This window comes from Promicromonospora sp. NPDC057488 (genome assembly GCF_042802395.1).
Taxonomy (GTDB): Bacteria; Actinomycetota; Actinomycetes; order Actinomycetales; family Cellulomonadaceae; genus Promicromonospora.
In genome coordinates this window covers 1-7,474 of record NZ_JBHVEG010000244.1, presented here as the reverse complement: position 1 = coordinate 7,474, position 7,474 = coordinate 1, and the positions used below count along the sequence as shown (strand labels likewise).

The 7,474-nt window shown below is 71.7% G+C and carries 7 protein-coding genes; 5 read left to right on the top strand and 2 right to left on the bottom strand.

Annotated elements, in window-relative coordinates:
* Positions 1–124 precede the first annotated feature (124 nt).
* Complete coding sequence (locus ACFU5G_RS28040) at positions 125–1,099, bottom strand: GlxA family transcriptional regulator (protein ID WP_377252071.1); 975 nt, start codon at positions 1,097–1,099, stop codon at positions 125–127.
* Positions 1,100–1,151: 52 nt separating this feature from the next.
* On the opposite strand from ACFU5G_RS28040, the gene ACFU5G_RS28035 reads away from it, so the two are divergent.
* Positions 1,152–1,616 carry a GNAT family N-acetyltransferase gene (locus tag ACFU5G_RS28035; RefSeq protein WP_377252069.1) on the top strand — a complete coding sequence of 155 codons (465 nt, stop codon included), beginning with the start codon at positions 1,152–1,154 and terminating at the stop codon, positions 1,614–1,616.
* Between the two features lie 27 nt (positions 1,617–1,643).
* Here the strand turns inward: ACFU5G_RS28035 and ACFU5G_RS28030 are convergent, their stop codons facing one another.
* On the bottom strand, positions 1,644–2,669 hold the full coding sequence (locus tag ACFU5G_RS28030; protein WP_377252067.1) for a LacI family DNA-binding transcriptional regulator: 1,026 nt from the start codon (positions 2,667–2,669) through the stop codon (positions 1,644–1,646).
* Positions 2,670–2,958: 289 nt separating this feature from the next.
* On the opposite strand from ACFU5G_RS28030, the gene ACFU5G_RS28025 reads away from it, so the two are divergent.
* The 4 genes from ACFU5G_RS28025 to ACFU5G_RS28010 all read left to right on the top strand — a co-directional run bounded on the left by ACFU5G_RS28025 (position 2,959) and on the right by ACFU5G_RS28010 (position 7,442).
* Positions 2,959–3,867, top strand: coding sequence for a carbohydrate ABC transporter permease (locus ACFU5G_RS28025; RefSeq protein ID WP_377252073.1), 909 nt, complete (start codon positions 2,959–2,961; stop codon positions 3,865–3,867).
* Positions 3,857–4,756: a carbohydrate ABC transporter permease gene (locus ACFU5G_RS28020; RefSeq protein ID WP_377252065.1), complete on the top strand. Its 900-nt coding sequence runs from the start codon at positions 3,857–3,859 to the stop codon at positions 4,754–4,756. The genes ACFU5G_RS28025 and ACFU5G_RS28020 overlap by 11 nt, the downstream gene beginning before the upstream one ends.
* 38 nt (positions 4,757–4,794) lie before the next feature.
* Positions 4,795–6,111, top strand: coding sequence for an ABC transporter substrate-binding protein (locus ACFU5G_RS28015; RefSeq protein WP_377252063.1), 1,317 nt, complete (start codon positions 4,795–4,797; stop codon positions 6,109–6,111).
* Positions 6,112–6,248: 137 nt separating this feature from the next.
* A complete protein-coding gene (locus tag ACFU5G_RS28010) occupies positions 6,249–7,442 on the top strand; it encodes a sialidase family protein (protein ID WP_377252061.1) in 1,194 nt (397 codons plus the stop codon).
* Positions 7,443–7,474: the final 32 nt, after the last annotated feature.

Genomic DNA, 7,474 nt, shown 5'->3' with positions numbered 1-7,474 from the left:
GTAGAACGTCAGGTGGTCGGCAGCTCGAGTTGCCGATCACCTGACGTTCTACCGACCGCCCGACGTTTTGCCGACCACCTAGCGACCCGGCCGCCCGGCCGCCCGGCTGCCCAGCCACCCAGCCCTACCCGTCGCCGCCCGGGCCCGACGAGAACGTGTGCCGGTACTCCGTGGGCGACGTCCCGAGGATCCGGTGGAAGTGCAGGCGCAGGTTGGCCGCGGTGCCGAGCCCGACCCGGTGCGCGATCTGCTCCACGCTCAGGTCGCTGCGTTCCAGCAGCTCGCGCGCCAGGTCCACGCGCGCCCGGAGCACCCACTGCATGGGCGTGTAGCCGGTGTCCTCGACGAACCGCCGGGAGAAGGTGCGCGCGGAGACCCGCGCGTTGCGCGCGAGCGCCTCCAGGGTGAGCTGCTCGGCGAGGTGCTCCAGGGCCCACTCGCGGGTGTCGGCGAAGAGGTCGCCGAGCGGTTCGGGCACGCTGCGCGGCACGTACTGCGCCTGTCCCCCGCTGCGGTACGGGGCCGCGACCAGCCTCCGGGCCACGTGGTTGGACAGGCCGACGCCGTGGTCGCGCCGCACCAGGTGCAGGCACAGGTCGATGCCGGAGGCCGCGCCCGCCGAGGTGAGCACGCCGCCCTCGTCCACGAACAGCACGTTCTCGTCGACCTGCACCAGGGGGTGCCGCTCGCGCAGCGCCCGGGTGTAGTGCCAGTGGGTGGTGGCGCGCTTGCCGTCGAGCAGGCCGGTCGCCGCCAGCGCGAACGCCCCGGTCGAGATGGCCGCGAGCCGCGCCCCGCGCGCGTGCGCGGCCTTCAGTGCGTCGACGACGACGGCGGGCGGGTCGGCGGCGGCCGGCGTCCGGTAGCCGGGGACGAACACGGTGTCCGCGCGCTCGAGCGCGTCCAGGCCCTCGGCCACGTGGTACGAGAGGCCGTCGCCGCCGGTCACGAGCCCGGGCGCGGCGCCGCAGACCCGCACCTCGTACGGCATGCTCGGCCGGTGGGCGAACACCTGCGCCGGGATGCCGACGTCGAGCGGCTTGGCGCCCTCCAGCACGAGCACGGCGACCTGGTGGTTCTTCCGGCGGGCAGCACTCACGCCAGGAATCCTATGCACCGCGCGGCCGTGGGGTCCGTGCCAGGCTTGCGTCGTGCAACCGGATCTCGTGATCAGACCAGCCACGCTCGCCGACGCCCCGGCCCTGTCCGCGCTGCGGTGGCGCTGGGCGCAGCCGGGCCGCACGCCCGGCCCGGACGAGGCCCGGGAGTTCGCCGCCGCGCTGAGCGGGTGGATGCGGGCACAGGGCGAACGGTCCGTCTGCCACGTCGCGACCCTGGACGGCGCCCTGGTCGGGATGGCGTGGCTCGCGCTGTTCGACCGGGTGCCCAACCCGGGCGACGCCGTCCGGCGCTCCGGCGACGTGCAGAGCGTCTTCGTGGTGCCCGAGCAGCAGGGGCGCGGCATCGGCCGGCGGCTGATGGAGTCTCTGTGCGGCGCGGCCGACGACCTGGGCGTCCGCAAGCTCACGCTCGACTCGCGCGTCTCCGTGATGCCGTTCTACGAGCGCCTGGGCTTCTCGGCGCAGGGCGGCATGATGACGCGGGCCCGACGCTAGCCGAGCCCGCTCACGGCCGCCGTCGGCTCACCCAGGGAGCCCCACCGGCGCCGGCCCCGTGGACTCGCGCAGCACCAGCCGGTTCAGCGGCAGCCGCGCGGGCTCGGGCTCCGGCCCGCCACGCACCAGCGCGATCAGCCGCTCCATGGCCGCCCTGCCCTGCTCCTCACGGTCCACGACCACGCTGGACAGCGACGGCGTCGCGAACCGGCCGAGCTCCAGGTCGTCCCAGCCGACGACGCTGAGGCGCTCCGGCACGCCCCAGCCGCGGTCCAGGGCCGCCCGCACCGCGCCGGTCGCCATGGGGTCGTTCGCCGCGATGACCGCGGTGACGGGGCTGGAGTCGGGCAACGAGCGCACGGTCTCGTACCCGCACTCCCCCGACCAGTCCCCGTCGACGACGCCGTGCGACGTGAGCCCGAGCCGCTCGATCACCTCGAGGTAGACCTGGCGCCGCGCCCTGGCCGACGACCAGACGTCCGGGCCCGCGATGTGCACGAAGTGGCGGTGGCCGATGCCCGCGAGGTGCTCGACGATCTCGGCGACCACCGAGGCGTCGGCGAGCTCGCCGATGCCGCGCATCTCGTCGTCGTACTGCCCCACGACGGCGAAGGCGGCGCCGGAGGCGGTGGCCGGCTGGTCGCTGAGCCCAGGCAGGGAGGTGAGCGAGAGCACCCCCTCGACCTGGCCGGAGGACATCAGGTCCATGGCGCGGTCGCTGCGTTCCTGCGCGCCGCCCTCCACGCTGACCACCTCGATGAGGAACCCGGCGTCGTGCGCCACCGTGGCGGCAGCGCTGAGCAGGCGCGTCGGCAGCAGGAGCGCCGGGGCGGGCAGCAGCACCGCGAGCCGGCCGGTGCGGCGCGTGCGCATGGAACGGGCCACCAGGTTGGGCCGGTAGCCGAGCTCCTCGATCGCCGCCTCGACGCGCCGCACGGTGTCGGGCTTGAGGCCGCCGTTGTGCCGCAGGTACCGCGAGACGGTCTGGTGGGAGACCTGCGCGAGGCGCGCGACCTGGACGATCGTCGGCCGGCGCACGGCATTCTCGGACATTCCGCCATCCTCTCGCTCGCGGCGGCCGGCGGGCCGCCGACACCAGCGTTGACAGCATAGTGAACGTTCACTATGTTGACGCCGGACGGGAAAGTGAACGATCACTATTCCTCGTACACCATCTGCGAAGACGCACGACACGATCCGAAGGAGCATCTGTGTCCTCAGCTCCCACCACCCCTCACGGAGGGTCCGCCGCCGGACGGCGCGCCCGTCCGGTCAGCCCGGAGCGCACGTCGTGAGCGCTATCGGCGAGCTGCGGACGCTGCGCCGCGACGGCCGGGGCGACCTGACCGCCGACCAGAAGCAGGCGCTGGCCAAGGAACGACGCCGGGACTCGAAGGCCGCCGCGGTCTTCCTGGCGCCCTGGCTCCTGGGTCTGGTCGCCATCACGCTCGGCCCGATGCTCGCCTCCCTGTACCTGGCGTTCACCGACTACAACCTGCTGCAGGACCCGAACTTCACGGGGCTGGAGAACATCCAGCGCATGGTCGGCGACGAGCGGCTGGGCAAGTCGCTGGTCGCGACGATGACCTACGTCGTGGTCTCGGTGCCCATCCAGCTCGCGGTCGCCCTCGGCCTGGCGCTCCTGCTGGACCGCGGCATCCGCGGCCTCGCCCTGTACCGGTCGGTGCTCTACCTGCCCTCCCTGCTCGGGGCGAGCGTGGCCATCGCCGTGCTGTGGCGCCTCGTGTTCGGCGGAGAGGGCCTGGTCAACGCGTTCCTCGGCCTGTTCGGCATCCAGGGACCCGCGTGGGTGGCCGAGCCGGACACCGCGCTGGGCACCCTGATCGTGCTGCACGTGTGGACCTTCGGAGCGCCGATGGTCATCTTCCTCGCCGGCCTGCGGCAGATCCCGCGGCAGTACTACGACGCGGCGTCGACCGACGGCGCGAACAAGTGGCAGCAGCTGCGCAAGATCACGCTGCCCCTGCTGAGCCCGATCATCTTCTTCAACCTGGTGCTCGGGCTGATCGGCAGCTTCCAGTCGTTCACGCAGGCGTTCATCGTCTCCAACGGCAGCGGCGGACCGGCCGACTCGACGCTCTTCTTCTCGCTGTACCTCTACCAGGAAGGCTTCGCCGGCTTCCGCATGGGGTACGCCTCGGCCCTGGCCTGGCTGCTGCTCATCATCATCGGCGCGTTCACGGCCCTGAACTTCTGGGCCTCGAAGTACTGGGTGTTCTATGACGACTGAAACTCTTCTGACCACCGAACCGACCACGGAGCCGGGCAAGCGCCCCCTCGTCGTCAAGCAGCGCCGACGCCGCCCGCGGATCCTGGCCCACGTGGGCCTGATCATCGTCGCGGTCGTGATGCTGTACCCGCTGCTGTGGATGGTGACCAGCTCGCTGCGGCCGAACGACGACATCTTCACCAGCCCCGGGCTGCTGATCGACACGTTCGACCTGAGCCACTACCCCGACGGCTGGAACGCCCTGAGCAAGCCGTTCGGCAGCTACCTGCTCAACTCGGCCCTGGTCGTGCTGGGTTCCGTGGTGGGCAACCTGGTGTCCTGCTCGATGGCGGCCTACGCGTTCGCCCGGCTGCAGTTCCGCGCCAAGACCGTCGCGTTCGCCGCGATGCTCCTGACGATCATGCTGCCGGTGCACGTGCTGATCATCCCGCAGTACGTGATGTTCGCCCAGCTCGGCTGGATCAACACCTACCTGCCGCTGATCGTGCCCAAGCTGCTGGCCACCGACGCGTTCTTCGTGTTCCTCATGGTGCAGTTCGTGCGCGGCATCCCGCGCGAGCTCGACGAGGCCGCGCGGATCGACGGCGCCGGGCACGCCCGGATCTTCCTCCAGGTGATCCTGCCGCTCATGGTGCCCGCCCTGGCGACCACGACGATCTTCACGTTCATCTGGACCTGGAACGACTTCTTCTCCCAGCTCATCTTCGTGACCGACCCCGACCTCTACACGGTCCCGGTGGCGCTGCGGCAGTTCATCGACGCCCAGTCGCAGTCCGACTTCGGGGCCCTGTTCGCGATGAGCGTCGTCTCGCTGATCCCGGTGTTCCTCGTGTTCCTGTTCGGGCAGCGCTTCCTGCTGCGCGGCATCGCGACGACGGGTGGCAAGTGATGAGCCGACGACGACTGACGACCGGAGGACGAACCACGATGGAACGACGCGTGCGACGGGGCGTGCTGGCCGGCTCGGCCCTCGCCCTGAGCGTCGGGGTGGCCGGGTGCGGCATCGCGCCCGATCCCGCCGACGCGGAGCTCAGCGAGGGCGAGGTGACCCTGACGATGACCTGGTGGGGCGCGGACGCCCGCCACCAGTCGACCCTCGACGCGATCGAGCTGTTCGAGGAGAAGTACCCCCGGATCCACGTCGAGCCGACGTACGCGGACTGGGGCGGCTACTGGGACCGCCTGGCGACCACGGCGGCGGCCGGCGACATGCCGGACGTCGTCCAGTTCGACCAGCTCTACCTCTCCTCGTACGCGGGGCGCGGGGCGCTGCTGGACCTCGACGCGGTGCCGGAGTTCCTCGATGCGAGCTCGCTGCCCGACAACGTGCTGGCCTCCGGTGAGGTCGACGGCAGCCTGTACGCCGTGCCGATCGGGGTTGCGGGGAACGGCGTCGTGCTGAACACCAGCCTCTTCGAGAAGTACGACGTGCCGGTGCCGGACACCGACACGTGGACCTGGGAGGAGTTCGACGCTGCCGCGCAGGCGATCACCGAGGCGTCCGGTGGCAAGGTACGCGGCCTGTCCCCGTTCGGGGCTGACTCGTTCAGCCTGGAGGTGTTCGCCCGTCAGCAGGGCGACCAGATCTTCGACGACGAGGGTGACGTGGCGATCGAGCCCGCCACGGTCGCCGCGTACTGGCAGCGTGAGCTCGACTGGATCGAGTCCGGTGCGGCGCCGGACGCGGCCGCCCTGAGCGAGAAGGCGGGCGTACCCCTGGACCAGGGCGACACGGTCGTGGGCAACACCGCCATGGCCTTCATCGCCGCCGGCCAGTTCACCGCGATCGCCGCGGCGGCGCCCGACTTCGAGTACGAGGTGGCGGACTGGCCCGCCGACCCGGACACGCCGGAGGGCTTCCAGTACCCCAAGCCGTCGATGTACTGGGCGGCGTCGTCCCAGTCCGAGCATCCGGCCGAGGCAGCTCTGCTGATCGACTTCCTCGTCAACGACCCCCAGGTCGCCCACGCCTTCGGGACCGACCGTGGGATCCCCGCCAACGAGGCGTTCCAGGAGGCGCTCGAGCCCACGCTCGACGAGCAGGCGAAGAAGCTGCTCGACTTCACCAAGCTGGTGGGCGAGCGGTCCGGCGACGCCCCGCCCATCACGCCGAACGGCGCGAGCGAGATCGAGACCATGCTGTCCCGGTACAACCAGCAGGTCCAGTTCGGGAAGCTCTCCCCGCAGGATGCGGCCGCAGGCTTCATCGAGGAGCTGCAGTCCGCGGTCGATGCCGCGGGCTGACCCGCCGGGCCGTGCTCGCCCGGACCCGGCCGCCCGATGAGGCGGGCGGGTCCGGGCGGGGTGGTGCAACGTTGACTCACCTGCCGAGGATCACTAGCGTGAAGCCGAGATCAGAGTCGATCAGAGAGGTGCCACCCATGGTTGTCCGACGCTTGTTCGCCGTCCTCGCCCTCGCCACGCTCGCCCTGTCCACCGCCGTCGTCCCGGCGTCGGCCGGTCCCGCCGGGGCCGAGCCGCCACCGGGCGGGGCGGAGAACGGGACCCGGCTCATGGAGGGCACCTCGCTGTACCCGCGCGCGATCCGGCTGGAGCACTCGGGCGAGGCGAACGGCACGATCGTGGTCAGCACGGTCACGTTCGACGGCGACACCGGGCACGGCGCGATCTTCCACAGCACGGACGCCGGCCGCGGCTTCGAGCGGGTCGGCACGGTCTCGGACCCGGGGGCGGCGCAGGGGCTGTGCTGCTCGACGCTGTTCGAGCTGCCGCGCCAGGTCGGCGACCTGCCGGAGGGCACCCTGCTCTGGTCGGCGTCGGTGGGCCAGCAGGAGGACGAGGCCACGCGCCGCATGACGCTGCCGGTCTGGGCCAGCACGGACCAGGGCCGCACGTGGGAGCACGTGTCGACGGCGGCGACGGCGTCGGGCGGCAAGGGGCTGTGGGAGCCGGAGTTCGCCGTCTCCCCCGACGGCGAGCTGGTGCTGTACGTCTCGGACGAGAACCAGCAGCCGGCGCACAGCCAGGTGATCGTCCAGGCCACGTCGCCCGACGGCGTCACCTGGTCGCCGCTCCAGGACGTCATCGCGCTGGCCGACTCCGGGCTGCGCCCGGGGATGCCGGTGGTGCGGCAGCTGCCGGACGGCGACTACCTGATGAGCTACGAGGTGTGCGGCCCGGTGCAGGACTGCCGGCACTACACGCGCCGCTCGGCCGACGGGATCGCCTGGCAGCCGGTCACCGAGATCGGCAACCCGGTCGCGACGGCGGACGGCACGCACTTCCGGCACACCCCGAACATCAACTGGTACGACGACGGCACGCCGGACGGCCGGCTGCTCGGCGTCGGGCAGATGCTCTACGGGGCCGACGGGAGCGTCCTGCCCGGCAGCGGGTCGACGATCATGACCAACGAGGGCGTGCCGGAGGCCGCCTGGGCCACGGCGGAGGCGCCGGTGAGCATCCTCGACCCGTGGAACAACTACTGCCCCAACTACAGCCCCACGCTGCTGGCCCTGCCCGAGCGAGACGAGCTGCTGGAGCTGTCCACGGGGTACGAGTCCGAGGGCGGCAGCTGCACCACGTACTTCGCGGTCGCGGGCCTGCCGGACTGAGCCACACGCGTGGTGGCCGCCGTGAGCCCTAC

Bases quoted from the DNA above. Each gene is read 5' to 3' on its own strand.
- ACFU5G_RS28015 (WP_377252063.1), top strand. From the start codon at position 4,795: ATGGAACGACGCGTGCGACGGGGCGTGCTGGCCGGCTCGGCCCTCGCC.
- ACFU5G_RS28030 (WP_377252067.1), bottom strand. From the start codon at position 2,669: ATGTCCGAGAATGCCGTGCGCCGGCCGACGATCGTCCAGGTCGCGCGC.
- ACFU5G_RS28010 (WP_377252061.1), top strand. From the start codon at position 6,249: ATGGTTGTCCGACGCTTGTTCGCCGTCCTCGCCCTCGCCACGCTCGCC.
- ACFU5G_RS28020 (WP_377252065.1), top strand. From the start codon at position 3,857: ATGACGACTGAAACTCTTCTGACCACCGAACCGACCACGGAGCCGGGC.